Here is a 25739-nt window from a genome sequence, read left to right as displayed (position 1 = left end):
TCACGGGATGGACATGCAAGCTGGAGGCGTCCAGATGACCACATGGTGAGACGGTGAGTGTTCCCAGTGGGCTGCAGGTGAATGCCAAGCGGGGGCGGCGACGATGGGGCACATGAGCGACTTCATGCCCGATATCCAGTTCGTCACCCCTGGCGGGAGAGATCCGGGGCGGCTCGGGCGGATCGTCCTCGTTCTGCTCTGGCTGACGGTGTGCCTGGCGCCGGTGGCGTTCGCGATCGGCGATCTGGAGCTGGCCACGGGGCGGGCCGGCACGCCGGGGACGGGACATGTTCGTGCCGCCTTGACCCTTGACTTGCGGTAACATTACGTGCGCGATCAGTCACGCCAGGAACCGGCATCAGCACGCGGGGCCCCCTCGCCACCAGAGCGATGGCCTGGGGCCTCCCCGCTGCCGCTGGCCGTTCCGGACGGGGCGGGTCGTGAGGGAACCGGCCCGTCCGGAACGGACCACGCACGGGATGCGTGTCGCCGCCCGGACGGCGAATGCCGGGGACCAGCGCGCCCAAGACCGTTCGGGGCGCGCCAGTGCGCGGACTTGCTTCGGCTCACTGCAAAGGAACGGTTTCCTGGTCACGGCGTCACCGCCGTCGTTGGGCAGGTGGCCGCCTACTTCTAACGCAGGAAGGCGGCGGCCACGCCCGCGTCCACCGGGATGTGCAGGCCCGTGGTGTGGGTGAGGTCGTTGCCGGTGAGGGCGAAGACGGCGGCGGCCACGTGCTCGGGCAGGACCTCGCGCTTGAGCAGGGTCCGCTGGGCGTAGAACTCGCCGAGCTTCTCCTCCTCCACGCCGTAGACGGCCGCGCGGTTGGCGCCCCAGCCGGAGGCGAAGATGCCGGAGCCGCGTACGACGCCGTCGGGGTTGATCCCGTTGACGCGGATGCCGTGCGTGCCCAGCTCGGCCGCCAGCAGCCGGACCTGGTGCGCCTGGTCGGCCTTGGCCGCGCCGTAGGCGACGTTGTTCGGGCCGGCGAAGACGGCGTTCTTGGAGGAGATGTAGACGATGTCGCCGCCCAGCCCCTGGTCGATCAGGACCCGGGCCGTCTCGCGCGCCACCAGGAACGAGCCCCTGGCCATCACGTCGTGCTGCAGGTCCCAGTCGTCGAGGGTGGTCTCCAGCAGCGCGCGGGACAGCGACAGGCCGGCGTTGTTGACGACCAGGTCCACGCCGCCGAAGGCGAGCACGCCCGCGCGTACCGCCGCGGCGACCTGCTCCTCCGAGGTGACGTCCACGGCGACCGCCACCGCGACGTCGGACACCCGGTACGCGGCCGCGCCGATCTCGGCGGCGACCTTCTCCGCGGCGGCCACGTCGCGGTCGGCGACCACCACGCAGGCGCCCTCGGCGGCCAGGCGGCGGGCGGTGGCCGCGCCGATGCCCGAGCCGCCGCCGGTCACCAGTGCGACGCGGGTGGCCAGGGGCTTCGGCTTGGGCATGCGGCGGAGCTTGGCCTCCTCCAGCTCCCAGTACTCGATCCGGAACTTCTCCGACTCGGGGATGGGCGCGTACGTGGAGACGGACTCGGCCCCGCGCATGACGTTGATGGCGTTGACGTAGAACTCGCCGGCCACGCGGGCGGTCTGCTTGTCCTTGCCGAACGAGAACATGCCGACGCCCGGCACCAGCACGATCGCCGGGTCCGCGCCGCGCATGGGCGGCGAGTCCGGGGTGGCGTTGCGGTCGTAGTAGGCGGTGTAGTCGGCGCGGTAGGCGGTGTGCAGCTCGCGCAGCCGTTCGACGGCCTGCTCCAGGGACGCGTCCGGCGGCAGGTCGAGCACCAGCGGCGCGACCTTGGTCCGCAGGAAGTGGTCGGGGCAGGACGTGCCCAGCGCCGCCAGGCGCGGGTGCTCGGCGCGGGAGACGAAGTCCAGCACCTCGGGCGTGTCGGTGTAGTGGCCGACGACGCGGAGGTCGGTGGAGGCCAGGCCCCGGAGGTGCGGGAACAGCGCGGCGGCCCGCGCGTGCCGCTCGGCCTCCGGCAGCGTCTCGTAGATCGCCGAGCCGAACGGGTCGGGGCGGCCGTGCTCGGCCAGGTACGCCTCCGCGGCGCGGATGATCTCCAGCGAGCGGGACTCGCACTCCTGCGCCGTGGCGCCCCAGGCGGTGATGCCGTGGCCGCCGAGGATGCAGCCGATGGCCTGCGGGTTGGCCTCCTTGATGGCGGCGATGTCCAGGCCGAGCTGGAAGCCGGGCCGCCGCCACGGCACCCACACCACGCGGTCGCCGAAGACGCGCCTGGTGAGCTCCTCGCCGTCGGCCGCGGTCGCGAGCGCGATCCCGGCGTCGGGGTGCAGGTGGTCGACGTGCGCGGCCTCGACCAGCCCGTGCATGGCGGTGTCGATCGACGGCGCGGCGCCGCCCTTGCCGTGCAGGCAGTAGTCGAACGCGGCGACCATCTCGTCCTCGCGCTCCACGCCCGGGTAGACGTTCACGAGCGCGCGCAGGCGGTCCAGGCGGAGCACGGCGAGCCCGGACTCCTTCAGCGTGCCCAGGTCACCGCCCGAGCCCTTGACCCAGAGGAGTTCGACGTCCTCGCCGGTGACCGGGTCGGGCGCCGCGCCCTTGGCCGAGGTGTTGCCGCCCGCGTAGTTGGTGTTGCGCGGGTCGGCGCCCAGCCGGTGCGAGCGCTCCAGCAGTTCCTTAACGACTTCCATGGTTGGTCAGGCCCCCCAGCCGGCCTGGTTGCCGCCGACACGCTCGGTGGCGATCTTCTCGAAATATCCGGACTTGGCGTACGCGGTCATCGGGTCGGGCGCCAGCCCCGACTCCTCCCGCAGCTCGGCGAGCAGCGGCCGCACGTCGGTGTTGTAGGCGTCCATGAACACGGCGTTCGCGCCCAGCACGTCGCCCTCGGACTGGGCGGCGGCCAGCGCCTCCCGGTCCACCAGCAGCGCCTTGGCGGTGGCCTCCTGGACGTTCATGACCGAGCGGATCTGGCCCGGGATCTTGGGCTCGATGTTGTGGCACTGGTCGAGCATGAACGCCACGCCGGCCTCGGGGTCGAGCCCGCCGCCGCGGACCACCTCGAACATGATGCGGAACAGCTGGAACGGGTCCGCCGCCCCCACCATCAGGTCGTCGTCGGCGTAGAAGCGCGAGTTGAAGTCGAACCCGCCGAGCTTGCCCTCGCGCAGCAGGAACGCCACGATGAACTCGATGTTGGTGCCCGGCGCGTGGTGGCCGGTGTCCACCACGACCTGCGCCTTGGGGCCGAGCTTGACGCAGTGGGCGTACGCGGTGCCCCAGTCGGGCACGTCGGTGGCGTAGAAGGCGGGCTCGAAGAGCTTGTACTCCAGCAGGAAGCGCTGGCCCTCGCCGAGCCGGTCGTACACCTCGGCCAGGGACTCGGCCAGGCGGTCCTGGCGGGCCCTGATGTCGTCCTGGCCCGGGTAGTTGATGCCGTCCGAGAACCACAGCTTGAGCGTGTCGGAGCCGGTGGCGTCCATGATGTCCACGCACTCGAGCAGGTGGTCGGTGGCCTTGCGGCGCACGCGCGCGTCCGGGTTGGTGACGCTGCCCAGCATGTAGTCGTCGTCCTGGAAGACGTTGGAGTTGATGGCTCCGATGCCCACACCCAGCTCGCGGGCGTGCCTGGCCAGGTCGGCGTAGTCGTCCACCTTGTCCCACGGGATGTGCAGGGCGACCGTGGGGGCGATCCCGGTGTAGGCGTGCACCTGGGCGGCGTCGGCGAGCTTCTCGTACGGGTCGCGCGGCACCCCCTTCTGTGTGAACACCTTGAACCGCGTGCCGCTGTTGCCGAAAGCCCAGGACGGCGTCTCGATGTGCTGCGCCCGCAGCACGGCCTTGATGTCAGTCATTACTCCCCGATCAATCCAGGTGGAACACTTCGTCCAGCGGGTGCATGCCCTCGTCGGGCCGCCCGTCGAGGCTCTCGAAGAACGGCGCCATCTCGGCCTGCCAGCGGGCGTTGACCTCGGTCTCGGCCATGGCCTTCCTGGCTGCCTCGAAGTCCTCGGTCTCCAGGTAGCCCACGAGGAGGCCGTCGTCTTTGAGGAAGAGCGAGTAGTTGTGCCAGCCGGTACGCGCGAGCGCCTCTCGCATCTCCGGCCAGACGTCTCGGTGGCGTTCGCGGTACTCCGCCAGCCGCTCTGGGCGGACTTTCAGCAGGAAGCAGACGCGTTGCACTGACACTCCCTTCAAAACGTTTTAATCCTTCGTGCAGGAAACTATGATTCCTGGTGCTCGCTGTCAATGCGCTCCCACCCACGGACCGCGCGGGGTGATCGTGCAGCTACACTGACACGTTTTAATCTCAGGCCCCCCGCGACGGCGGACCACCGCACGGCCGCCGCGTCGGCGGGACGCCGTGCGGGCGTGACCGGCGCAACGCGGACGGCGCGCAACGCGGGACTCCGGCCGACGCCGCCCGGAAGCGAGGCATCGGGGCGGCGGGCCGGGGTTGGCCGGGGTGGGGTGGGGTGGTGGGGACGGGTGGGGTGGTCAGGTGGGGAGTTTGTCGCCGACGAGGGCCAGGTTCTGGATGGCCGCCAGCCCGTACAGGGCCGTCGTGTTGGTGGAGACCCAGGCCGCCTCGTCCGTCGGGTTGAGGGTCGTCGTGACCTTCTCCGACTTCCACGGCAGGTCCGGCGCGTAGCCGTCCCCCGTGGCGAACTCCGTCCACGCCCGGGCGGCGAGGTCGTCGCGCCGGAGCCGGACCGACGCGTACGCCGTGAGCCGGGAGTGCCCCTGCTTGAGGATGAGGTTGCCGAAGTTCGCGCCCGTCTCGGCGGCCTGCTCGGCCTTGGTGGCGTTGAACAGGCGGCAGTACTGGAGCCAGGCCCGCTCGAAGTCCGGCATGTCCACCAGGTCGATGAGCTCGGCGCAGATCTCGACCTGGCCGAACATGGCCGACAGATGGGACACCGCGACCTTGCGCGCGGCCGGGGCGAACTCGCCGGTGCTGAGGTTGTAGAGGCCCTCACCGGTGACGAAGCCGTTGGGCATGGCGGCGATGGTCCGCATGGTGGCCTTGAGCTTCTTCTCGGCCACCGGGTCCCCGCCGCGTTCCCACTCGGTCAGCCAGGCGGCGGCCAGGCCGCTCCAGTCGGTGCCCAGCCCGATCGCGAGGGCCGACGGGTCCGGCGTGTACGGCTCCGTGCGGATCTTGCGGAGCGGGTCGATGGCCAGGAACGTCTTGTCGGAGTCCACCAGGGCCCGCATGAGGTCGCCGGTGCGCTCGTCGGCGGTCAGGAAGTAGAAGATGCGCCGGTAGACCGCGGTCGAGATGCGCTGCTGCTTGGCGCTGCACCCCCAGTGCTGCACGTTGTGCCGGCTGCCGAGCCCGGCCCAGGGCCCGAGGTGGTAGACGTCCACCTCGCCGGTGTGCCGGGTCATCGCCTCGGCGAAGCGGAACACGTCGGCGCGCCCCGAGCGCAGGTACGCGTACCAGAGCCACAGGTCAGTGCCGCTGCTCGACCTGCTTCGTGTAGTAGTCGAAGAGGAAGTCGAGGTGGTCCTCGATGGTCTTCCTGCCGGGCGTCGAGCGGTCGACGGGGCTGAACAGGCCGCCGAACACCTTGGCGGAGGCCAGGTGCGCGGGCGGCGCGACGATCAGGGGCGGCGTCCGGACGGCGTCGGCCATCGCCCCGAACCGGGCGGCGTCCGGGGTGGCGGCCAGCGCCCAGAAGGTCAGCTCGCTCGTACGCGCGATCCCGAGCGGCGTGCCGAAGCCGGGCTCGTAGTCCTCGTACGTGATGTTGAGGCCCTCGATCTGCTCCGGATAGGTGTCCTGGCCCATGCCGTCGTGGTAGAAGCGGGTGTCCATCGGCCCGGCCTCCGGCGACCAGAGCCAGACGGTGACCTCGGCCTCCTCCGAGGCGGCCCCGCGGATGTCGAGCTGGGTGGGGTGCCGCTGCCAGAAGTCCCGCAGGCCGAACGCGAACCCGCCGCTCGTCCCGCCCACGTACCCGAGCCCGGAGGCCCGCCGGCCCTGGTCGACGGCGACCCAGCCGTACCCCTTCTTGGTGCGCTTCTTGAGCGTGAAGCCCTCGGAGGACAGCTGGGCGAGTGAGTAGTCGCCCCAGTCGGGGATGAGCTGGACGCGGCTGCTGACACGCGTGTCCCAGGTGGCGATGTCCGGCAGCCGCCGGCCCTCCACCTGCGCCTTCCGCACGGCCGCGCCGGGGTCGCGGCGCAGGCCCGTGATGCCCTTGACGGCCTCGGTGAGCAGGCCGTGCCCGTCGCCGACGAACCGGATGTGCCGGTTGTACGGCTCGTCCCGCATCGGGACGCGGAAGCGCACGCCGAGCCCGGCGACGAAGTCGTGCTGCCCGTCGCGGTCGAACACGAACGTGTGCGTCATCCGCACGCTCTCCGCGCCCGCGTAGAAGTAGAGCCGGATCGTGAACGGCAGCCACGAGCGGCCCTTCTTGGAGGTGTGGCGGCCCTCGATCCGGACGACCGCGCGCACCGGGCCGGACTGCTCGACCTCCACCTTCGAGATGTCGCTCAGGTAGGAGTCGACCTCGACCGTACGGTCGTCATCGTCGTCGATCTTGCCCTGGCGGAGGTTGACGAGCTGCCCCTTGCGGGCGATCTCGGTCTCGCCGCGCCAGATCTGGCTGATCAGCTCGCTGCCGCTCTTGCGGACGCGGGCGCGGATCACGCCGGTGTCCACGTCCACGTACTGCTTCTCGTCCTTGACGGTGACCGGCTTGGCGGGGGCGGCGGCGGTGCCGGGCCGCAGCGTGTACGTCTCGGCCGCGGGCGTCGCGGAGCCGACCGCGTGGGCCGTCCACTTCAGGGACCCGTCCGGCCAGTACGCCAGCGGCCACGTCTGCATCGGCACGGCGGCGCCGTCGGCCGCGGTGAGCGCGAACGCCTGCTCCTTCGCCACCGCGCCCTTCGGCCACGGGACGCCCCAGGTGGTGCCGGGCGCCTCGGCGGGCTTGTCCTCCAGCCAGCGCAGGGGGACGTCGGGGACGGCCAGCGCCGCCAGGGCGGGAGACTCCAGCGCGGAGGCCAGCGGGACGGCGGCTCCGGCGACGGCTAACCCCTTCAGGGCGTCGCGGCGTGAGATCTGCTCGGACACAGGTACACCTCCAGGCGGGGAGGGGCGCGCTCGCACGCGCCCCTCAGGGGGGTTGGTCGGTGGTGCCGCTCCCTGAGGGGAAGCGCTTTCCAAGGCCATATGGCGGAACGCCCGCGGGCGCCCCGCCGTCAGGCGGAGATCACGCGGACGTCGCCGGCCGCCACCGTGACCGGGTCGCCGCCGGGCGGGGTCACGACCGCGTCCTCGCCCGTGTGGTTGACGGCGAACAGGTAGGAGCGGCCGTCCGCGTGCGAGCGCCGTACGACCTCGACCCCGGCGGGGGCGGCCGCGACGGGTTCGACGCCCGCCTCCGTCGCGACGGCGGCGATGACCTCGGCCAGGCCGTCGTCGTCGAGTCTGGTCGTGAGGTAGTGCGCGAACCCGTCGCCCCACTCGTTGCGGGTCCAGGCGGGCTCCCCGGTGGCGTACGTGTCGAGGACCTTCGCGCCGGCGGCGTGCGCCACCTCGCTCCAGGCGGTCCCCGACGCGCCCGAGGTCAGCGCGATCGGCCCGTCGAGGGGGAAGAACTCCTCCACGCTCACCCCGAGCAGGTCGCGCCACGCCCCGGGGTAGCCGCCGAGCCGCACCCGGTCGTGCTCGTCCACGATCCCGCTGTACGGGCCCACGAGCGCGACCCCGCCCCGCTCCACGAACCGCGCCAGGTTGGCCGCCCCCGCGTCGCTCACCAGGTAGAGCGCGGGCACCAGCACCAGACGGTAGCCGGTCAGGTCGCCCTCGGGGTGGGCCAGGTCGCAGGTGACGCCGGCCCGCCAGAGCGCGGCGTGCCAGCGCTTGGCCTCCTCCACCGGGTCCATGTCCGCGGAGGGCTGGGCCGGGTGGTCCTGGGCCCAGACGCTGGAGTGGTCGAGGAGGATCGCGACGTCGGCGCTGACGGTGCTGCCCGCCACGTCGGCGAGCCCGGCCAGCTCGGCGCCGAGCGCGGTCACCTCCCGCCAGATCTTGGTGTCGGTGCCCGCGTGCGGCAGCATCGCCGAGTGCCACTTCTCGGCGCCGGCGCGGGAGGCCCGCCACTGGAAGTACATGATCCCGTCCGCGCCCCTGGCCAGGTGGGTCAGGGAGTTGCGGCGCAGCTCGCCGGGGGCCTTGGCGCGGTTGCGCGGCTGCCAGTTGACGGCGCTGGTCGAGTGCTCCATCAGCAGCCAGGGCCGGCCGCCGTTGAGCGAGCGGGCGTAGTCGGCGGCGAAGGCCAGGTCGATGTGCGGCTCCGCGCGGGCGCCGATCAGGTAGTGGTCGGTGGAGACCACGTCCATCTCGGCGGCGAAGGCCCAGCAGTCCATGTCCCAGTGCGCGCCCGCCATCAGGTTGGTGGTCGCGGGCACGTCCGGGGTGATCTTCCTGAGCAGGTCGCGCTCGGCGGCGTAGAGCTCGATGAGCGCGTCGGAGCTGAAGCGGCGGAAGTCGAGCTGCTGGCCGGGGTTGGGGAAGGTGGGGGTGGCGCGCGGCGGCAGGATCTGGGCCCAGTCGCCGTAGCGCTGGGACCAGAACGCGGTGCCCCAGGCGTCGTTGAGCGCGTCGAGCGAGGCGTAGTGCGAGCGCAGCCAGGCGCGGAAGGCCGCCGCCGAGGTGTCGCAGAAGCAGCGCGCGTTGTGGCAGCCGTACTCGTTGTGCACGTGCCACAGGGCCAGCGCCTCGTGGTCCCGGTAGCGCGTGGCCAGCTGCTCGGCGATGCGCAGCGCCTTCTCGCGGTAGATCGGCGAGCTGGGGCAGAAGCCCTGCCTGCTGCCGTAGGTCAGCCGCCGCCCGTCGGCGTCCACCGGCAGCGCCTCCGGGTACGCGTCCCCGAACCAGGGCGGCGGCGCGGCGGTCGGCGTGGAGAGGTTGGCCTTGATCCCGTTCGTGGCCAGCAGGTCCATCACGCGGTCGAACCAGCCGAAGTCGAAGACCCCCTCGGCCGGCTCCAGCAGCGACCAGGAGAAGATGCCGACGCTGACCCGGTTGACGCCGGCCGCACGCATCAGCGCGACGTCCTGCTCCCACGTCTCCTCGGGCCACTGCTCTGGATTCCAGTCCCCGCCATAGGCGATGACGTCCGGCATGAAACCTGCCTTTCGCAAGTCTGTTAGCGCTCACAGCGTGTTACGTCAGCGTTTACGGGGGATTAAAACGTTCCTCAAGCGCGTCGCACAAGGCCCGGCTCGCCGCCCCGGGCGGGTTCCCGCTGATCAACAGGGGTGATTGCGCAGGCAGGCCCGCCGAATCCAGGTGTGACCCGTGACACAGGGGTTATCTTAACGTTATGAAAAGCGGGGAAAGCGGTCTCCGTGCGCATCCCGATACAAACGTTTTACTCGACACCCGCACAACTCCGCCCACTCCAGACCCGGAAACCCCGCTCCACCGGTGCCGCGACTGGCGCCCCAGTCGTTAGTACGTTTTAATTGGTCCCCATGGCCATGGTCAGCATCAAGGACGTCGCCGCACACGCCGGCGTCTCCCCGGGCACGGTCTCCAACGTACTGAACCGGCCCGGAAAAGTCGCGCCCGCCACCCGGGAGCGGGTGGAGGCGGCGATCAGCGAGCTGGGGTTCGTCCGGCACGGCTCGGCCTCGACGCTGCGCGCCGGGCACAGCAGGACGATCGGCCTGAGCGTGATCGACATCGGCAACCCGTTCTTCACCGAGGTCGCGGCCGGGGTCGAGGACGTGGCCAGCGAGCTCGGCTACGCGGTCATCCTGGGCAACTCGGCGGGCTCGCAGGACAAGGAGGAGCGCAACCTGCGGGTGCTGGCCGAGCACCGGGTGCGCGGCGTGCTGATCACCCCCTCCGGCGAGGACCCGGGCCGGCTCGACCGGCTGCGCGAGCGCGGCATCAGCGTCGTCCTGGTCGACCACCCGGCGCACCGGCCCGACCAGTGCGCGGTGGCCGTGGACGACGTCGCGGGCGGCCGGGCCGCGGTCACCCACCTGCTGGCCAAGGGCGCGCGCACCGTCGCCTACGTGACGGGCCCGATGACGATCAGGCAGTGCGTGGAGCGCTGGGAGGGCGCCAAGGCCGCGATGCGGGGCGCCGGGCTCGACCCCGGCGACCTGAAGGTGGCCGAGACCGCGACGATGACGGCCCGCGCGGGTGAGAAGGCGGCCGCCGACCTGATCGAGAACGGCCTGCCCGAAGCCGTGTTCTGCGCCAACGACCTGCTCGCGCTCGGCGTGCTGCGCGCGCTGCTGCGGTCGGGCGTGCGGGTGCCGGAGGACGTGGCGCTGATGGGCTACGACGACATCGACTTCGCCGCCGCCTCCACCGTCTCGCTCAGCTCGATGCGGCAGCCGACCTACCAGCTCGGCCGGATCGCCACCGAGCTGCTGCTGGACGAGTGCGACAACCCGGAGACGCACGCGCACCAGCACATCATGTTCCAGCCCGAGCTCGTCGCCAGGGAGTCCACACAATGAGCCGCCGTTTCGCCGCCGTCGACCTCGGGGCCTCCAGCGGCCGGGTGATGCTGGCCGACCTCTCCGACGGCCTGGAGCTGACCGAGGTCCGCCGCTTCCCCAACGAGCCGGTGACCGAGGCGGGCCGCCTCCACTGGGACATCACCGGCCTCTACTCGGAGATCCTCGACGGCCTGCGCGACGCGGGCCTGGTGTCGTCGGTCGGCGTGGACTCGTGGGCGGTCGACTACGGGCTGCTCGACGAGTCGTACCGGCTGATGGGCAACCCGGTGCACTACCGCGACGACCGCACGCAGGGGGTGGCCGAGCGGGTGGCCGGGTCGGTCGGGGCGGAGACCCTGTACGACGTGTCCGGGCTGCAGGTGCTGCCGTTCAACACGATCTACCAGCTGCTGGCCGACCGGCTCGACGGGGCCGTGACGATGCTGCTGATCCCCGACCTGATCGGCTACTGGCTCACCGGCGAGGTGGGCGCGGAGGTGACCAACGCCTCGACGACGGGGCTGCTCGACGTGCGCACCAGGTCGTGGGCGTTCCCCCTGATCGAGCAGCTCGGGCTGCCGGCCGGGCTGTTCCCGCCGCTCCGCCAGCCCGGCGAGGCGGTCGGCAAGCTGCGCCGGCACGTGGCCGATGTGGTCGGCTGGTCGGCGCCCGTCACGGCGGTCGGCTCGCACGACACGGCCTCGGCCGTGGCCGCCGTGCCCGCCTCCGGTCCGGCTTTCGCCTACATCTCGTGTGGCACGTGGTCGCTGGCCGGGGTCGAGCTGCCGGAGCCCGTCCTGACGCCCGAGAGCCGGGCCGCGAACTTCACCAACGAGGCCGGCATCGACGGCACCGTCCGCTACCTGCGCAACGTCATGGGGCTGTGGCTGCTGCAGGAGTGCCTGCGCGCCTGGCCGGGCTCCGACCTGCGCGAGCTGCTGAAGGCGGCGGCGGGCGAACGGCCGTTCGCGGCCGTGGTCAACCCGGACGAGCCGGTGTTCCTGCCGCCGGGCGACATGCCGGCCAGGATCGCCGCCGAGTGCCGCCGCACGGGGCAGGAGCCTCCGTCGTCCCCGGCCGCGTACGTGCGGTGCGTGCTGGAGAGCCTGGCGCTCGGGCACCGGCTGGCCGTGCGGCAGGCGATGGAGCTGTCCGGGCGCGACGTCGAGGTCGTCCACCTGGTGGGCGGCGGCTCGCGCAACGAGCTGCTGTGCCAGTTCACCGCCGACGCCTGCGGGCTGCCGGTGGTGGCCGGGCCCGCGGAGGCGACCGCGCTCGGCAACGTGCTCGTGCAGGCGCGCTCGGCGGGGCTCGTCTCGGACCTGGCGGAGATGCGCTCGCTGGTCGCCGCCTCCCAGCCGCTGCGCCGCTACGAGCCCTCCGGCGATCCCCAGGCGTGGGAGAAGGCCGCCGCGCGCCTCGCCTGACCCCCTTCGACCTGCGGGTTTTCGCCTCCCGGGAGCAGGGCAGAAACCCCGCCAGGGGTTTCGGGGGGCATTATGGACATGCGTTGGCCGCTGCTGCGGCAGCTGACCGGCGAGGACCGCAGCGGGCGGGGCGCGGCGGTGAAGTCGGCCAGGACGGCGGCGCTGCGCGCCCGCACGGCCACGGCCGACCGGGTGGTCAAGTCGATCTGCCCGTACTGCGCGGTGGGCTGCGCCCAGAACGTGTACGTACGGGATGAACGGGTCGTCCAGATCGAGGGTGACCCCGACTCCCCCATCAGCCGCGGCCGGCTGTGTCCCAAGGGCGCGGCCAGCCTCCAGCTCACCACCGCGTCCGACCGCCGGCACAAGGCGCTCCACCGCCCACCGGGCGGGGCCGACTGGCAGGAGATCGACCTCGACACGGCCATGGACATGGTGGCCGACCGGGTCATCGCCACCAGGCGCGAGACCTGGGAGTGGGAGCGGGACGGCAAGCGCACCGCCAGGACCATGGGCATCGCCAGCCTGGGCGGCGCGACGCTGGACAACGAGGAGAACTACCTCATCAAGAAGTTGCTGACGGCGCTCGGCGTGGTGCAGATCGAGAACCAGGCCCGCGTCTGCCACAGCTCCAGCGTGGTCGGGCTCGGCACGTCGTTCGGCCGGGGCGGGGCCACCACGTTCATGCAGGACCTGCAGCACTCCGACTGCGTGGTCATCCAGGGCTCCAACTTCGCCGAGGCGCACCCGGTCGGCTTCCAGTGGGTGATGGAGGCCAAGGCGCGCGGCGCGGTGATCATCCACATCGATCCGCGCTTCACGCGCACGAGCGCGCTGGCCGATCTGCACGTGCCCATCCGCGCGGGCTCCGACGTGGCCTTCCTCGGCGGGATCATCAACCACGTGCTGGACAACGACCTGTACTTCCACGAGTACGTGGTCAACTACACCAACGCGGCCACCGTCCTGCGGGAGGACTACCGCGACGCCGAGGACCTCGACGGCGTGTTCTCCGGCTTCGACCCGGAGACCCGCATCTACGACGACGAGACCTGGCAGTACGAGGGGATGACGGTCTCCCCGGCCTCCGGCGCGCGGGACATGGACTACGAGCGGCGGGTGGGCAAGCTGCCGCCGGGCCGCTGCGAGATGCTCGGCGCCACCGGCCTGCCGATGGACGGGACACCGCAGCGCGACGAGACGCTGAGCCACCCGCGCTGCGTCATGCAGGTGCTGCGCCGCCACTTCGCCCGCTACACCCCGGAGATGGTGGAGCGGGTGTGCGGGGTGCCGCCCGAGCTGTTCCAGCGGGTGTGCCGGCATCTGACGGACAACTCCGGCCCGGACAAGACCGCCGAGTTCGTCTACGCGGTGGGCTGGACGCAGCACAGCGACGGTGCGCAGTTCATCAGGGCGGCGAGCATCCTGCAGCTGCTGCTGGGCAACCTGGGCAGGCCCGGCGGCGGCATCCAGGCGCTGCGCGGGCACGCCAGCATCCAGGGCTCCAGCGACGTGCCCACGCTGTTCAACCTGCTGCCGGGCTACATCCCGATGCCACAAGCGCACGAGGACCTGAGCCTGCGCAAGTTCCTGCGGGCCGACTCGCCGCACAAGGGCTGCTGGGCGAACATGTCCGCGTACCTGGTCAGCCTGCTCAAGGCGTGGTGGGGTGAGTCGGCACAGCCGGACAACGACTTCAGGTTCGGCTACCTGCCCAGGCTGACCGGGTCGCACAGCACGTACGACACCGTGCTGGCGCAGCTCGACGGCGTCTGCAAGGGCTACTTCCTGCTCGGCGAGAACCCCGCGGTCGGCTCGGCCAACACCCGGATGCAGCGCCTGGGCATGGCGAACCTCGACTGGCTGGTGGTCCGCGACCTCAACCTGATCGAGAGCGCCACCTGGTGGAAGGACGGCCCGGAGATCGAGACGGGCGAGCTGATCACCGAGGACATCGGCACCGAGGTGTTCTTCTTCCCCGCGGCCTCGCACACCGAGAAGAGCGGCAGCTTCACCAACACCAACCGGCTGCTCCAGTGGCACCACCAGGCGGTCGAGCCGGCCGGTGACGCGCGCAGCGACCTGTGGTTCATGTACCACCTGGGGCGGATCATCCGGGAGAAGCTGGCGGGCTCGGCCGATCCGATGGACGCGCCGGTGCTGGAGCTCACCTGGGACTATCCGCTCGTGGGCGAACTGTCCGAGCCGTCCGCGGAGGCCGTGCTGGCGGAGATCAACGGCTGGGGGCCCGATGGGCGGCCTCTGTCCGGGGCCGGCGAGCTCAAGGACGACGGCTCCACGGTGTGCGGCTGCTGGATCTACTGCGGCGTGCACGCCGGCGGCGTCAACCGGGCCGCCCGCCGCAAGCCGCACACCGAGCAGGACTGGATCGCCGCCGAATGGGGGTGGGCCTGGCCGGCGAACCGGCGGATCCTCTACAACCGGGCCTCGGCCAGGCCGGACGGCAGCCCGTGGAGCGAGCGCAAGAAGCTCGTCTGGTGGGACGCGGACGCGGGCCGGTGGACCGGGTTCGACGTGCCGGACATCGACGTGGACAAGGACCCCGGCTTCCGGCCCCCGGAGGACGCGCAGGGGGTGGCGGCGCTGTCCGGGACCGATCCGTTCGTCATGCAGGCCGACGGGAAGGGCTGGTTGTTCGCCCCGTCGGGGGTGGTGGACGGGCCGCTGCCGACGCACTACGAGCCGCAGGACTCGCCGGTGGCCAACCCGCTCTACGGCCGCCAGCGCAACCCGGCGCGCAAGGTCTATCCGCACGAGGACAACCGCTACCAGCCGAGTGGCGAGGAGCCGGGCGCGTCGGTCTACCCGTACGTGGTGACGACGTACCGGCTGACCGAGCACTTCACGGCGGGCGGGATGAGCCGGCACACGCCGTACCTGGCGGAGCTGCAGCCGGAGATGTTCTGCGAGGTGTCGCCGGAGCTGGCCGCCGAGCGCGGGCTCGTGCACGGCGACTGGGCCACGATCGTCACGGCGCGCAACGCCATCGAGGCCAGGGTCATGGTCACCGACCGGATGCCGTCGCTGCGGCTGGACGGGAAGGTGCTGCACCAGATCGGGCTGCCGTTCCACTACGGGCCCAACGGCCTGGCCAGGGGCGACGCGGCCAACGAGCTGTCGGCGATCGCGCTGGACCCCAACTCCCACATCCAGGAGGTCAAGGCCCTGGCGGCCGACATCCGGCCCGGGCGGCGGCCGCGCGGACCGGCGCTGCCGGAGCTGGTCAGGTCCTACCAGGAGCGCGCGGGCATCGGCGCCGGCACGGGGACGGAGGCGTGATGGGCCGCGTGGGGTTCTTCACCGACACCAGCATCTGCATCGGCTGCAAGGCGTGCGAGGTGGCCTGCAAGGAGTGGAACGCCGTCCCCGAGGACGGCCTGGCCTTCACCGGCATGTCCTACGACAACACCGTGACCCTGGGCTCCGACACCTGGCGGCACGTCGCCTTCGTCGAGCAGCGCCGGCCGCTCGGTAACCAGGAGCCCGGGGTCGGCGACATGGACTTCCGCTGGCTGATGGCCTCCGACGTGTGCAAGCACTGCACGGAGGCGGCCTGCCTGGACGTGTGCCCGACGGGCTCGCTGTTCCGCACCGAGTTCGGCACGGTCGTGGTGCAGCAGGACATCTGCAACGGGTGCGGCTACTGCGTGCCCGCCTGCCCGTTCGGGGTGATCGGCAAGCGGGAGAGCAGCGGCGTGGCCGCCAAGTGCACCATGTGCTACGACCGGCTGGGCGACGGGCAGGAGCCCGCGTGCGCCAAGACGTGCCCGACGGACTCGATCCAGTTCGGCGACCTCGACGAGCTGCGCGAGCGGGCCGAGCGCCGGCTCGAGCAGGTGCGCGCGGCGGGGACGGCCTCCGCCCGCCTGTACGGGCACGACGAGGGCGACGGGGTGGGCGGCATGGGGGCGTTCTTCCTGCTGCTGGACGAGCCCGAGGTGTACGGCCTGCCGCCCGATCCCGTGGTGACCACGAGGGATCTGCCGTCGATGTGGCGGCACGCGGGGGTGGCGGCGCTCGCCCTGCTGGCGGGCGTGGCGGCGACGGCGCTGCCGATCTGGAGGAGGCGGGGATGACCAGTCAGACCGACGTGCGCCTGGACGGCTCGGCCGAGCTGCGCACCGAACGCGAGGCCACGCCGGGATCGGCGGGCGACCGGCGCGAGCGGCGCAGGTCGCCGGAGGCGGGCCCAGAGAAGGGCCCGGAGAAGGGTCCGGAGAAGAGCTACGACTCCTACTACGGCCGGCCGGTGCTCAACGAGCCGACGTGGCAGGAGCACGACATCGCCGGCTATCTCTTCCTGGGCGGCCTGGCCGGCGCGTCGTCCACGCTGGCGGCCGTCGCCGAGCTCACCGGCAGGCCGCGCCTGGCCAGGGTGGGCCGGGTGGCCGCGCTGTGCGCGCTGGGCGGCTCGTTCTACTCGCTGATCCACGACCTGGGGCGGCCCGAGCGGTTCATCAACATGCTGCGGGTGTTCAAGGTGACCTCGCCGATGAGCGTCGGCACGTGGATTCTCACGGCGTACGGCCCGCAGGCCGTGTGCGCCGGGGCCGCCGACCTGTCCGGGCGCCTGCCCAGGCTGGGCCGGGCCGCCACGGTCGGGGCGGGCCTGGTGGGGCCCGCGGTGGCCACCTACACCGCCGCGCTGATCTGCGACACCGCCGTGCCCGCCTGGCACGAGGGGTTCCGCGAGATGCCGTTCCTGTTCGCCGGCTCGGCCGCGGCGGCGGCGGGCGGGCTCGGGATGCTGGCCGCGCCGCTGTCGGAGGCGGGTCCGGCCCGCCGGGTGGCGATGCTGGGCGCGGCCGTCGAATGCGTGGCCGCCACCCGGATGGAGCGGCGGCTGGGGCCGCTGGCCGAGCCGCTCAAGCGCAGCCCGCTGCTGCGCGCGGGCGAGGCGCTGTCGCTGGCGGGCGCGCTGGCCGGGGTGACCGTCGGCCGGCGCAGCCGGATCGCGGCCGTGGCGGCGGGCGCGGCCCTGCTCGCGGGCTCCGCGTGCACCCGGTTCGGGATCTTCCGCGCCGGGATGGAGTCCGCGAACGACCCCAAGTACACCGTCCAGTGGCAGCGGAGGAAGCTCGCATGAGCCGCAAAGTCATCGCCTACCTGCCGTTCTTCGGCATCGTCCTGGTCACCTGCGCGGCTTCCTGGCTGGCGGGCAGGACCGCTCCCGAGGGCCTGATCCGGGGACGTACGATCAGCAGATGACCGAAAAGACCGAAACCACGCCTGCATGGCTCTCGCCCGACGAGCTCGAGTCGGTGCGGGGCCAGCTGCCCATCCTCTACGTCGACGCCGTGCCGGTGCGGGTCGACGACACCGGCGTGGTCACCCGCGTCGGCCTGCTGCTGCGCATCGCGTCAGACGGCACGGTCAGCCGGGCGCTGGTCTCGGGACGGGTGCTGCACCACGAGCGGGTCCGCGACGCGCTCCTGCGTCACCTGGAGAAGGATCTCGGCCCCGTGGCGCTCCCCCGCATCCCCGCCTCCCCTCAGCCGTTCACCGTCGCCGAGTACTTCCCCACGCCCGGCGTCACCCCCTACCACGACCCCCGCCAGCACGCCGTCTCCCTGGCCTACATCGTCCCCGTCGCGGGCGACTGCCGTCCCCGGCAGGACGCCCTGGACCTGGAGTGGTTCACCCCGGAGGACGCCGCGTCGCCGGCGGTGCAGCAGGAGATGACCGGCGGGCAGGGCGTGCTGCTCAAGCAGGCCCTCGCCCACGTCGGCTGTCTGCCCTGATCAAGCGACGCTGATCAGACGGCCCTGATCAGACGGCCCTGATCAGACGGCGCTGCGGAAGGAGAGGGAGCGGCCGCCCGCGTCGAACTCGGCGCGGGCCGTGACCCGCTTCCCGCGCCCGCCGGGCAGCGCGAAGCCGACGGAGATCGCCGTTCCCGGGTCCACGCGCGGCATCGTGCGGGCCCGCGCGCGGTTCAGGCCCAGCTTGACCTCGCGCCAGGGCACCGACGAGCCGTTGTACAGCGTCACCACGACCTGGCCGCCGGTGATCTCGGTCTTCAGCCCGTACGGGATCCGCGGGTCCGGGCCGATCGAGTCGTCCAGCAGGGTCATCAGCTCGTCCACCAGCTCCACCCGCTCCGCCGCCAGGTCGCGGCGCTCCGCCGGGTCGGTGGCCAGGTCGTACAGCTCGACCCGGCCCTCCGGCCCGGCGCCCGCGATGTGCGGCGCGAAGCGGACCAGCTTCCACCGGCCGCGGCGGACCGCCTGGGCCTTGCGGGGCCGGTTCCACACCAGGTGGTCGTGCTTGGGGGCGCCCGCGCCGGTGAGCAGGCCGCGAAAGGACAGGCCGTCGAGGTGCGCGGGCACCGGCACGCCGGCCAGGTCCGCGAGGGTCGGCAGCACGTCCCACGAGGCCACCGGCTGTTTCACCACGCGCGGTCGTAACGCGGGCGACCAGGCGATCAGCGGCACGCGGATGCCGCCCTCGTACACGTCGCGCTTGTCCCCGCGCCAGGGCCCGTTGGAGTCGAACAGCTCCGGCGTCACGCCCTTCTCGCTGTGCGGCCCGTTGTCGCTGGTGAACAGCACGAGCGTGCGCTCGGCGACACCGGCCGCGCGTAACTCCCGCACCAGCGTGGCCACGTCGGCGTCGAGCCGGGCCACCTGTGCGGCGTGCCGCCGGTTCGGGCCGCTCCACGGCCGGTTCTCGTAGCGCCCGGCGTCGCCGGGGATGACGCTCGGCGAGTGCGGCAGGTTGGTGGGGAAGTAGAGCAGGAACGGGTCGTCGCCGCCGCGCCGGATGAACTCGATCGCCCGCTCGCGGAACAGGTCCGGCGCGTACTGCCTGCCGTCGAGGCGCACCTTGGCGCCGTTGTGCCACAGGTACTTGGGGAAGTACTGGTGGGCGTGGGCGTGGCCGATGTAGCCGAAGAACTCCTCGAAGCCGCGCTCGTTCGGGTGCGAGGCCTGGCCCGGCAGCTCGGGGCCGAAGCCCCACTTGCCGAAGCAGGCGGTGCGGTAGCCGGACAGGCGCAGCAGCTCGGCGAAGGTCAGGTCTGCGTCGGTCAGGGAGCGCTGCGGCCCGCCCTCCGGGTTCTCTCGTACGGTGCCGTGACCCGCGTGCAGCCCGGTGAGCAGCGCGCAGCGCGACGGCGCGCAGAGCGGCGCCCCGGAGTAGGCCGTCTCGAAGCGCACGCCCTCGGCCGCCAGCCGGTCCAGGTTGGGGGTGCTGATCAGGCGCTGTCCCTGGCTGCCGATCTCGCCCCAGCCCAGGTCGTCGGCCAGGATCACGACGATGTTGGGCCGTGAAGGCAGGCCGGCCGACGCGAGAGCGGGTGAAGGCCCAAGAGTAGGCAGGGTGAGGCCGGCGAGACTTCCGGCGAGCAGGGTACGGCGCGAGGGCCCGTCGATCACGAACCGCAACCTATCGGAGCCCAAGGCGAATAGGAGACAAATCGCAGCTGAACTTCCGTCACCGCGTGTAGCCCCACAGGCGGCAGATCTCGCGCAGCTCGTCGGGCACCTCGTCCACCGACGGCAGGGGGCGGCCCGCGACGACCGTCCCGGTGCGGATCTTGTCGCGCCAGTCGCCGATGCCCTTGACGAAGCCGCCGTGGTCCTTGTCGCCGTAGGAGAGCATGGCCTGCTCGAACTCCACGCCCAGGAAGAGGCAGAGCCGCCGCAGCTCGCGCTCGGGGTCGGCGACCAGGTCCTCGTAGCGCAGGGTCAGCCCGTCGAGGTGGGTGCGGGCCTCCTCCAGGTACGTCATGTAGCTCAGGGTGCGCGGCACGGCCTCCTCCATGGGCCGCCTTTCCGGGTCGGCCTCGTGCCAGGACTGCACGATGGACATGGGGTGGCGCAGCAGGAAGAGGAAGCGCGCGTCGGGCCAGCAGGTGGCGATGCGCCGCCAGGCGAACACGTTGCTCGGCGTCTTCTCCGCCAGCACCGGCTTGCCGCTGCGGGTCAGCTCGCGGTGCAGCAGCCGGTCCCACACGATGTGCTCGATGTCGCTGTGGGTGTGGCCGAGCGCCTCCATGGCCTGCCGTACGGGCTCCGTGCCGAGCCCGACCGTGAGCCGCCTGAAATGCGTCTCGATGGGCGAATGCACCTTGGAGTGGCTGTTCAGCATGACCCGCAGGAGCGTGGACCCGGACCGTACGGACGACAGCAGGAAGACCGGCTCGCGCAGCAGCCGGTCGTGCGCGGGATCGGCGGGCGGCCGCACCTCGTCGCCGGGCAGCCGCTGCATCGCCAGCGGCGGCGGTGGCGGCGGCTTCGGCGGCTGCTTCCGCGGCCGCCGCGTCAACGTGTATCCCGTCAGGCCCTCCAACGTCGTGTTGGCCCGGTACCTCCAGCTCATGGCCCACAAAGGTAGAGACAGCCCGTGAACCCCAGGTGAATCCGGGCTGTGAACCTCACCCGCGCTTGTGGACGACCCGCTCGTGCACGACCGCGTACGTGTTGCGCAGCGCCGCCATCGACTCGTCGTAGGAGGCCTGCGCGACCCCGGTGAACAGGCAGTCCACCACCATGAGCTGGGCGATGCGGCTGCCCAGCGCGCCCGAACGGAACTTCGTCTCCCGCGCGGCCGTGGTGAGCGTCACGTCGGCGGCCCGGGCCAGCGGCGAGTCGTGGAAGTTCGTGATGGCCACGGTCGAGGCGCCCGACTTGCGGGCGATCGACAGGAACTCGACCGTGTCCACGGTGGCGCCCGTGTGGGACACGGCGACCGCCACGCAGCCGGAGTCGAGCGTGGCCGCCGACGTCCAGGCCGAGTGGGAGTCGTGCCAGTTGATCGCGGTACGGCCGATGCGCGACAGCTTCTGGTGCAGGTCGAGCCCCACGAGAGAGCTCGCGCCCACCCCGAAGCTGTCGATCCGCCGGGCCGCCAGCAGCAGCGACACGGCGGTGGCCAGCGCCTCCATGTCCAGCGAACGGGCCGTGTCGGCGATGGACAGCGTCTCGTTCATGGCCACCTTGGAGACGATGCCCTCCAGGCTGTCGTACCGGTCGATGTCGCCCGACGCCTCCGGCAGGCTCGACGTGGCCAGCTCCTCGCGCGCCACCGCCCTGGCCAGGTCGATCCTGAGGTCCTTGTAGTGGGCGTAGCCCATGCGCTGGTAGAAGCGCACCACGGAGGTCGTCGAGGTCGCGCAGCGGGCGGCCAGCTCGGCGATGGACAGGTTGGCGGCCCGGGCGGGATCGCCGACGAACTCCTCCGCGATCCGCCGCTCCGACGGCCTCAGCGCGGGCATGGCGGCCCGGATGCGGATCAGCACGGTCCCGTCGTCCTCGGACATCCTCACCCATCCCCGCAACGGAAAGAAAGTACCCCAGTGGTAGGGTCTGCGTAATTTTATGACCGACTCCCCCCAGGAGACCAACATGCCCCGTGGCGCACTTTCCGCGGTCGGCATCGCCGCTGCGCTGTCCGTCGCCCTCACCAGCTGCTCATCTTCCTCATCCTCATCCTCCGGGCCCGCCCCGAGCACCGGCGGCGCGGCCTCCGGCAAGACCCTCGTGGTCGGCGTGACCACCGACCCGGACACGCTCTTCCCCTGGAAGGCCACCCAGTTCCAGGCCGTCAACGTGCTGCAGAACCTGTACGGGACGCTCACGGAGTTCGACAAGGACCTGAACGTGGTCCCCGGGCTTGCCGAGTCGTGGCAGACCTCGGACGACGGCAAGAAGCTCACTCTCAAGCTGAGACAGGGCGTCACGTTCGCCGACGGCAGCGCGTTCGACTCCAAGGACGCGAAGTCGTCGCTGGAGAAGATCATGGACGAGAAGACGGCGGCCGTGGCCAGGGCGTCGCTGTCGTCGGTGAAGTCGGTCGAGGCGCCCGACGCGGGCACCGTGGTGCTGGAGCTGACCGGGCCCGACGCCGCGCTGCCCGCCAACCTGGCCACGGTCAACATGGCGATGCTCTCCTCCGACGACACCGAGGAGAAGCTCAACACCACGCCGAACGGCACCGGTCCGTTCAAGCTGCGCAACCGCGTGGCGAGCCAGTCGATCACGCTGGCCAGGAACGACGCGTACTGGGGCGGCGAGAAGCCCAAGGTGGCCGCGGTCGAGTTCCGGGTGATCCCCGACGAATCGTCCATCGTCTCGGCCATGCAGTCGGGCAACGTGCAGCTCGCGGTCTTCAACGACCCGCTCGTCGCGCAGACGGCGCAGGGCGGCGGCACGCTCACCGTGACCAAGACGCCGCAGCTCAACTACCACGTGCTCCAGCTCAACGCGCAGCACGGCGACCTCAAGGACGTCAACGTGCGCCTGGCGATCCAGTGCGCGATCGACCGCAAGCAGGTGCTCGACACCGCCGCGCTCGGCGAGGGCGAGGTGACCGGGCCGATCACCGCCCCCGCGTTCAAGTCGGACCCGAACAAGCGCCCGTGCCCGGCCCGCGACCTGGCCAAGGCCGCCGAGTATCTCGGCAAGGCGGGCAAGTCCGGCGGGGTGACCGTCAAGACCATCGTCTCCCAGGGCGAGTACGCGACCTCGGTCAACGAGGCCCAGAACCTCAAGGCCCAGCTCGCCGAGGCCAAGATCAACCTGGAGCTGGAGGTGCTGGAGTCCGGCGCGTTCGTGGACCGCTGGGTGGCCGCCGACTTCGACGCGGCCGTGGCGCTCAACGGCGGCCGCCCCGACCCGGACGGCTCCTACGGCCGCTACTTCACCAGCAAGGGCAACCTGAACAAGGTCGCCGGCTACAGCTCGCCCGAGCTGGACAAGCTGTTCGCCGAGGGCAAGGCGACGACCGACCAGGCCGCCCGCAAGGCGATCTACGAGCAGGTCTCGGCGAAGCTGGAGGAGAACGCCCCCTGGATCTGGCTGTTCTCCGGCTACACCTACACCGCCACGGCCTCCGGCGTGCAGGGCTTCGTGCCGATGGCCAGCGGCTCGCTGCAGTATCTGCGGACCACCTCCGTCAGCTGATGAGACGTATGCGCAACCGCGTCATCAGCACGGTGGGCACCCTGTTCGGGGTGGCCGTGCTGGTGTTCGTCATGCTGCGGGCGATCCCCGGCGACCGGATCACGGCGGGGCTCGGCACCGAGGCCGCCGCGCTCACGCCCGCCCAGCGGCAGGCCCTGGAGCAGTACTACGGGCTCGACCAGCCGCTGATCGGGCAGTTCTTCTCGTGGCTGGGCAACATGTTCACGGGGAACTTCGGCTACTCGGCCCGCCAGCAGCAGAGCGTGCTCGACCTGACCCTGCACTCGCTGCCGGTGACGTTCGAGCTGGCGGTGCTGTCGATCGTGCTGGCGCTGCTGATCGGGGTGCCGCTGGGCATGCTGGCGGCCTCCAGGGCCAACTCCCCCAGGGACGCCCTCGGCCAGCTGGTGAGCCTGGCGGGGCTGTCGGTCCCGGCGTTCCTGCTGGCCACGGCGCTGCTGTCGGTCTTCGCGGCGTCGTTCGGGTTCAACCCCAACGGGCAGGGCTTCGCCATGCTCTTCGACGATCCGCTGCTCAACCTGCAGCAGATGTTCCTGCCGGCGCTGGTGCTCGGCTTCGGCATCGCGGCGCCGATCCTGCGCACCACCCGCACGGCGGTGCTGGAGGTGCGCTCGGACGACTTCGTCCGCACCGCCCGCGCCAAGGGCGTGCCGGAGCGGCGGCTGCAGGTCAGGCACGTGCTCGGCAACGCGCTCGTGCCGATCGTGACCATGACCGGCCTGCAGTTCGGCTACCTGCTCGGCGGCGCGGTCGTGGTGGAGCAGATCTTCTCCGTGCCGGGCGTCGGCCGGCAGGTGCTGCTGGGCATCCAGCAGAAGGAGTACGCGGTCGTGCAGAGCACGGTCTTGGTGATCGCGCTGGCGTTCGTGCTGGTCAACCTGCTGACGGATGTGCTCTACCGGGTCATCGACCCGAGGGTGAGGGCCTCGTGAGGAGGAGTCCCGCCCTGGTGGCGGGGTCGGTGATCCTCGTGCTGCTGGCGATCGTGGCGGCGCTGTCGTACGCCGGGCTGCTGCCGTACGACCCGGTCGCGCAGCACCCGCCCTCCCGGTTCGGGGCGCCGTCCGGCGCGCACCTGTTCGGCACCGACCAGTTCGGCCGGGACGTGTTCTCGCGGGTGGCTGCCGGGGTCGGCAACTCGGCGCTCATCGCGGTCGTCGCCGTGGTGTTCGCGACCGTGGCGGGCACGCTGGGCGGGCTCGTGTCCGGCTTCTACCGCGGCGTCGCCGACGGCGCGATCGGCGGGGTCACGAACGTGCTGTTCGCGTTCCCGCCGCTGCTGCTGGCGCTGTCGCTGGCGTCGGTGCTGGACCGGAACTGGTTCACCATCGCCGTGGCCATCGCCATCGTGTACGTGCCCATCTTCGTCCGCGTCACCCGGGGCCCGGTGCTGTCGCTCAGGGAGATCGAGTACGTGAAGGCGGCCGTCTCGACCGGCATGAGCCGCTGGCAGATCATGCTCCGGCACGTCCTGCCGAACATCACCTCGATCGTCATCGTCCAGGTCGCCCTGTCGCTGTCGTGGGCGGTGCTGACCGAGGCGTCGCTGAGCTTCCTGGGCCTGGGCACGCCGCCGCCCGCGCCGTCGCTGGGCTCGATGATCTTCGAGGCGCGCAGCCTGGTCTTCGTGGCACCGTGGACGCTCATCGCGCCGGGCGCGCTCGTCGTGCTGCTGGTGGTGGGCCTCAACCTGCTCGGCGACGGTCTGCGTGACACCTTCGACCCGCGAGGAAGACGATGAGAATTCTTGGGATGATCTCCGGCACGTCACACGACGGGATCGACGTGGCCGTGGTGGACTTCGAGCTCGTCGGCGGCCTGCTCGAAGGCCGGGTGGGTCACACGGCGAGCACGCCGTACTCGGCGGAGCTGCGGGCCCGGCTGATCGCGGCGCTGCCGCCGGCCGAGACGACGCTGGCCGAGGTGTGCGTGCTCGACACGCTCATCGGGCAGAGCTTCGCCGAGGCCGCGGCGTCGGCGATCACGCTGGGCGGGCCCGTCGACCTGATCGTCTCGCACGGGCAGACGGTGTTCCACTGGGTGGAGGGCACGCACGCGCTCGGCACGCTGCAGATCGGCCAGCCCGCGTGGATCGCCGAGCGGACCGGCGTCCCGGTGCTGTCGGACGTGCGCGTCCGGGACATCACGGCGGGCGGGCACGGGGCGCCGCTGGTGTCGGTGCTGGACGGGCTGCTGCTGCGCGCCCACGAGGGCGGGGCGGCGGCGCTCAACCTGGGCGGCATCGCGAACATGACCGTGGTGCGCGGCGGCGAGCTGTACGCCTACGACATCGGGCCCGCGAACGCGCTGATCGACGCGGTGGTCACGAGCAGAGGGCTGAACGAGCGGGGTTTCGACGCGGACGGGCGGATCGCGGCCTCGGGCCGGGTGGACGAGCGGCTGCTGGAAGTGCTGCTGGACGAGCCGTACTACGCGCTGGCGGCCCCCAAGAGCACCGGCAAGGAGCTGTTCCACCTCGGGTACGTGGAGGCCGCCCTGACCCGGGCGGGACGCGCGCCCGGGGACGCCGACCTGGTGGCGACGCTCGCCGAGCTGACCATCCGGACGGTGGCCCGGGACGTGCGGGCCTCCGGGGTGGGCGCGCTGGTCGTCTCCGGCGGCGGCTGCCGCAACCCCGTGCTCATGGACGGGCTGCGGGCCGCGCTGCCCGGCGTGGACGTGGCGCCGTCCGACGACTACGGGGCCCCGTCCGACGGCAAGGAGGCCATCGCGTTCGCGCTGATCGGCTGGCTGACCGCGCACGGCCTGCCCGGCACGGCACTGGGCGGGACGGGCGCCCGGGAGGCCCGCATCCTCGGCACGCTGACGCCCGGCGCGGGGCCGCTCGCGCTGCCGGCGCCGGTCGCCGAGCCGCCGCGCTCGCTGGTGCTCACGCGATGAGCT

19 protein-coding genes and 1 pseudogene are annotated in these 25739 nt (G+C 71.8%); 12 read left to right on the top strand and 8 right to left on the bottom strand.

Annotation, left to right across the window (positions count from 1 at the left end; all coding sequences use genetic code 11):
- Positions 1-112: 112 nt before the first annotated feature.
- Complete coding sequence (locus AB0L65_RS41565; protein ID WP_364257585.1) at positions 113-322, top strand: hypothetical protein; 210 nt, start codon at positions 113-115, stop codon at positions 320-322.
- 311 nt (positions 323-633) lie between these two features.
- Here AB0L65_RS41565 and AB0L65_RS41560 read toward each other — a convergent pair whose 3' ends face one another.
- From AB0L65_RS41560 to AB0L65_RS41540, 5 genes and pseudogenes are all read right to left on the bottom strand, one after another.
- Entirely contained in the window at positions 634-2673 is a 2040-nt protein-coding gene (locus AB0L65_RS41560; RefSeq protein WP_364257582.1) for a bifunctional aldolase/short-chain dehydrogenase, read from the bottom strand.
- Between the two features lie 6 nt (positions 2674-2679).
- Entirely contained in the window at positions 2680-3837 is a 1158-nt protein-coding gene (gene rhaI, locus AB0L65_RS41555; protein WP_364257579.1) for an L-rhamnose isomerase, read from the bottom strand.
- Positions 3838-3847: 10 nt separating this feature from the next.
- Complete coding sequence (locus tag AB0L65_RS41550; protein WP_185077046.1) at positions 3848-4165, bottom strand: L-rhamnose mutarotase; 318 nt, start codon at positions 4163-4165, stop codon at positions 3848-3850.
- Positions 4166-4480: 315 nt separating this feature from the next.
- Positions 4481-7169 (bottom strand): annotated as a pseudogene (locus AB0L65_RS41545) (twin-arginine translocation signal domain-containing protein).
- A gap of 29 nt (positions 7170-7198) precedes the next feature.
- Entirely contained in the window at positions 7199-9127 is a 1929-nt protein-coding gene (locus AB0L65_RS41540; RefSeq protein ID WP_364257576.1) for a beta-galactosidase, read from the bottom strand.
- 351 nt (positions 9128-9478) lie between these two features.
- Here AB0L65_RS41540 and AB0L65_RS41535 point away from each other — a divergent pair, with 351 nt between their 5' ends.
- The 7 genes from AB0L65_RS41535 (at position 9479) to AB0L65_RS41505 (ending at position 17651) form a co-directional block, all read left to right on the top strand.
- A complete protein-coding gene (locus tag AB0L65_RS41535; protein ID WP_350727232.1) occupies positions 9479-10480 on the top strand; it encodes a substrate-binding domain-containing protein in 1002 nt (333 codons plus the stop codon).
- Positions 10477-11889, top strand: coding sequence for a rhamnulokinase family protein (locus AB0L65_RS41530; protein ID WP_364257573.1), 1413 nt, complete (start codon positions 10477-10479; stop codon positions 11887-11889). The genes AB0L65_RS41535 and AB0L65_RS41530 overlap by 4 nt, the downstream gene beginning before the upstream one ends.
- Positions 11890-11961: 72 nt before the next feature.
- Positions 11962-15189 carry a formate dehydrogenase gene (fdh, locus tag AB0L65_RS41525; RefSeq protein ID WP_364257570.1) on the top strand — a complete coding sequence of 1076 codons (3228 nt, stop codon included), beginning with the start codon at positions 11962-11964 and terminating at the stop codon, positions 15187-15189.
- Complete coding sequence (locus AB0L65_RS41520; protein WP_364257567.1) at positions 15189-15986, top strand: 4Fe-4S dicluster domain-containing protein; 798 nt, start codon at positions 15189-15191, stop codon at positions 15984-15986. The genes fdh and AB0L65_RS41520 overlap by 1 nt, the downstream gene beginning before the upstream one ends.
- A complete protein-coding gene (gene nrfD, locus AB0L65_RS41515) occupies positions 15983-16996 on the top strand; it encodes an NrfD/PsrC family molybdoenzyme membrane anchor subunit (protein ID WP_364257564.1) in 1014 nt (337 codons plus the stop codon). The genes AB0L65_RS41520 and nrfD overlap by 4 nt, the downstream gene beginning before the upstream one ends.
- Positions 16993-17118 carry a hypothetical protein gene (locus tag AB0L65_RS41510; protein ID WP_355198530.1) on the top strand — a complete coding sequence of 42 codons (126 nt, stop codon included), beginning with the start codon at positions 16993-16995 and terminating at the stop codon, positions 17116-17118. The genes nrfD and AB0L65_RS41510 overlap by 4 nt, the downstream gene beginning before the upstream one ends.
- The gene (locus AB0L65_RS41505; protein WP_364257561.1) at positions 17115-17651 is read left to right on the top strand and encodes an NUDIX hydrolase family protein; all 537 of its coding nucleotides are present in this window, start codon (positions 17115-17117) and stop codon (positions 17649-17651) included. Before AB0L65_RS41510 ends, AB0L65_RS41505 begins: the two co-directional genes overlap by 4 nt.
- A gap of 42 nt (positions 17652-17693) precedes the next feature.
- Here AB0L65_RS41505 and AB0L65_RS41500 read toward each other — a convergent pair whose 3' ends face one another.
- From AB0L65_RS41500 to AB0L65_RS41490, 3 genes are read right to left on the bottom strand one after another with little or no spacing between them, the layout of a single operon-like run.
- On the bottom strand, positions 17694-19286 hold the full coding sequence (locus AB0L65_RS41500) for an arylsulfatase (protein ID WP_364257558.1): 1593 nt from the start codon (positions 19284-19286) through the stop codon (positions 17694-17696).
- Between the two features lie 58 nt (positions 19287-19344).
- Positions 19345-20232, bottom strand: coding sequence for a sulfotransferase (locus AB0L65_RS41495; protein WP_364257555.1), 888 nt, complete (start codon positions 20230-20232; stop codon positions 19345-19347).
- Between the two features lie 55 nt (positions 20233-20287).
- Positions 20288-21172 (bottom strand): MurR/RpiR family transcriptional regulator, encoded by an 885-nt coding sequence (locus AB0L65_RS41490; protein WP_364257552.1) that lies wholly within the window; start codon positions 21170-21172, stop codon positions 20288-20290.
- A gap of 85 nt (positions 21173-21257) precedes the next feature.
- On the opposite strand from AB0L65_RS41490, the gene AB0L65_RS41485 reads away from it, so the two are divergent.
- The 4 genes from AB0L65_RS41485 to AB0L65_RS41470 are packed head-to-tail and all read left to right on the top strand — an operon-like array spanning position 21258 to position 25736.
- Entirely contained in the window at positions 21258-22814 is a 1557-nt protein-coding gene (locus AB0L65_RS41485) for an ABC transporter substrate-binding protein (RefSeq protein WP_364257550.1), read from the top strand.
- Complete coding sequence (locus AB0L65_RS41480) at positions 22814-23767, top strand: ABC transporter permease (protein ID WP_364257547.1); 954 nt, start codon at positions 22814-22816, stop codon at positions 23765-23767. Before AB0L65_RS41485 ends, AB0L65_RS41480 begins: the two co-directional genes overlap by 1 nt.
- The gene (locus AB0L65_RS41475) at positions 23764-24576 is read left to right on the top strand and encodes an ABC transporter permease (RefSeq protein WP_355198520.1); all 813 of its coding nucleotides are present in this window, start codon (positions 23764-23766) and stop codon (positions 24574-24576) included. The genes AB0L65_RS41480 and AB0L65_RS41475 overlap by 4 nt, the downstream gene beginning before the upstream one ends.
- The gene (locus AB0L65_RS41470; protein ID WP_364257544.1) at positions 24573-25736 is read left to right on the top strand and encodes an anhydro-N-acetylmuramic acid kinase; all 1164 of its coding nucleotides are present in this window, start codon (positions 24573-24575) and stop codon (positions 25734-25736) included. The genes AB0L65_RS41475 and AB0L65_RS41470 overlap by 4 nt, the downstream gene beginning before the upstream one ends.
- Positions 25737-25739 lie beyond the last annotated feature (3 nt).

It is taken from the genome of Nonomuraea sp. NPDC052116, assembly GCF_040680035.1.
Taxonomy (GTDB): Bacteria; Actinomycetota; Actinomycetes; order Streptosporangiales; family Streptosporangiaceae; genus Nonomuraea; species Nonomuraea angiospora_A.
The sequence above is the reverse complement of the archived record's forward strand: the minus strand, read 5'-3'. Positions and strand labels throughout refer to the sequence as shown.